Annotated in this window: 2 protein-coding genes; both read right to left on the reverse strand. The window is 71.1% G+C overall.

Translation table 11 applies throughout. The annotated features are described in order from the left end of the window. The coding region (locus VGW35_21815; GenBank protein HEV8310311.1) for a hypothetical protein at window positions 1-462 on the reverse strand (462 nt) is incomplete at its 3' end. Between the two features lie 24 nt (window positions 463-486). Beyond that, window positions 487-2,318 (reverse strand): S8 family serine peptidase (locus tag VGW35_21820; protein ID HEV8310312.1); only part of this gene is annotated, 1,832 nt, incomplete at its 5' end.

Consider the following 2,318-nt stretch of genomic DNA (forward strand, 5'->3'; position numbering starts at 1 on the left):
GTCCCCGGTCGCCACGAAGTGCGGCGCCTCCGGCACCGCGAAGACCCGCACCGGCGCGAGGAAGGGCGCCGCGGTGAAGGTGCCGTTCGCCCGGCGCGCCCGCGCCCCCGGGTGATAAGGGTAGATGGCGTCCACGTTCCCGCGGTGGAGGATCAGACGGCCTCCGCCCGCGCCCGCGTAGGCGCTCACGAGATCCGGGACGCCGTCTTCGTCGAAGTCGCCGGCCGCGAGCGCCTGCGGGGTGCCCAGGGCCGGCCCCGCCCCGGCCGGTCCCGACGCCCCCGCCAGCATCATTGGGACCGGGCGCCCGTCACCCATGCTGAGCCACGGCCATCCTTGCCGGGCGACCTGGACCGCCACCGGCTCCGCCGTCTCGCTCCGCGCTCCTCCCGCCGATGGCCCGACCAGCGCCGCCACCACGACCCCGATCACTCCCAGCCACCCGAGCTGCCTTGCCCTCATGGCGCAATCCCTCCCCTCGCGAGTCTAGTTGGCGGGGTCCCAGTCCCAGGCCCTGGAGAGGCGGAAGGCGAACCCGAGCTCCGACGGGCTCACGTCACACCGGGACGCCTTGACGCGCACGTGGAAGAACCGGGAAAAACATCCGTCGGGATCAGTACACGGAGGCAGCTTATAGCTGAGGAGCTTCTCGGGCGGGTCATGCTCAGTGGTGTTCGCCAACAACCGGGGTGGCTGATCAGGATGCCGGTAGTCGGTCTCGTAGAGAAAGAGGTCGAGATCGGCGCCGGGCTGGTCGGGGTACGTCCGCGTGGTCGTCTTCTCCAGCCAGACGATGGCGACGCGCATCCGCTTCGCGGCATTTGATTTGATCCACGGGTTGAAGAAAAAGATCTCGCGGTCGAGATCACGGGCGCAGTTGTAGCCGGAGACGGCGCCCGAGAACACCCTGTCGTCGTCGCTGCTGCCCTCGAGGCGGATGATGTCGTCAGCGCGCGCGGCCTCGATCTCGCCAGCCCCGATCTGCCGCTGGATTCCCCGCATGACCGACCAGCTCGCCGAGGCCATGAGGATCGCCCGGGTCCGTTCCGGGCCGATGCTGGGGTCCCGAGTTTTCAAGAGGGCCGCCGCTCCGGCCACCATCGGCGCCGCTATGCTCGTCCCGATGTCGGAGATGATCCAGGGCTCGTCGTCGCTCAGGGTCACGATGTTCACCCCGGGCGCGAGCACCTCGGGCTTGTAGCGGTCGCCATGGCGGGACACCGGCGGGATGTCGGCCGACCACGGGTGGAGTCGGTGCCCCGTCCGGCGGGGGGTCCGAGCGTCCACCATTCCGACCGCCAGGACGTTGTAGCCGACGGCCGGCGATATCACGTGGGGACCGGTCTGGGGGACTTGGCCGACGGCCGCGACGATGACCTTCCCGAACCCGCGGAACCGGTAGACGAGCTCGTCGAAGCTTCGCGCCAGGAAAGCATAAGTATCTCTCTTCTCGGGCGCAACTCCGAAGCTCGCGTTGAGGATCTGCGCGTAATGACCCAAGGCCCATTCGGCCCGGTTGACGATCTCCTTGGGTGAACCGCTGCAGGAGCCGCCGACCCACAACTTGGCCCCGTGGGCGATGCCCCGGTAAACCGGATGCCGGCTGCGGGTGACGCCGGCCACGTGCATGGTGTGGGCGCCCGGACACGCGTAGACCGTATCCTGGATCACGGGGCCGAGATACGGGTTCGGCGCGGCGCGCCCGCCCAGGTCGAGCACGGCGACACAGGCTAACCGGGAGGGGCCTGTGCAGTTGCCCGTGATCCCGCGGGCCCAGACCTTGTCGGCCCGGATGGCCTTCGCGGCGATGTTGAGCTGCGGCTCGATGAGGTCGGCGGGCGCCGCGCGGCCGACGTCAGGGGGAGAATCCGCGACCCCGTTGAGGTAGATCCGGTCGACCTCCGGCCAGGCGGCCACCACGCGGATCGTCGCGGGCGTGAGGGCCGTGTAGACGAGGGGCAGATAGGTGGCGGTCGCGACGGGATGGCCCTGGAGGCGTAGATGCTCGGCCACTGGCGCGACGACCGGGGCGACGGCCGCGGCCCACTGGGCGGGAGAGCGAGGCTGCTCGGGGGCCGGCTCGGGCCCGGCGGCGGGGGCGCCGGCGGGCTCGCGGAGCCAGATCATCACCGGGATGCGCTCGTCCGGCGCCGCTCCGGCCAGCTGCTCGGCCAGCCCCGGCTCGAGCCGCCCGTAGCGCGCGGCGTGGGCCGCCCGCTCGGCGGCCTCCAGCGCCTCGGGGTCGACGGCGCCCCCGCTCGCATCGAGCGAGACGCGGACGTACTGGTCGGTGCGCCGATTCAGCACCTTGTAGGCGA

It is taken from the genome of Candidatus Methylomirabilota bacterium, assembly GCA_036005065.1.
Taxonomy (GTDB): domain Bacteria; phylum Methylomirabilota; class Methylomirabilia; order Rokubacteriales; family DASRDR01; genus DASYQW01.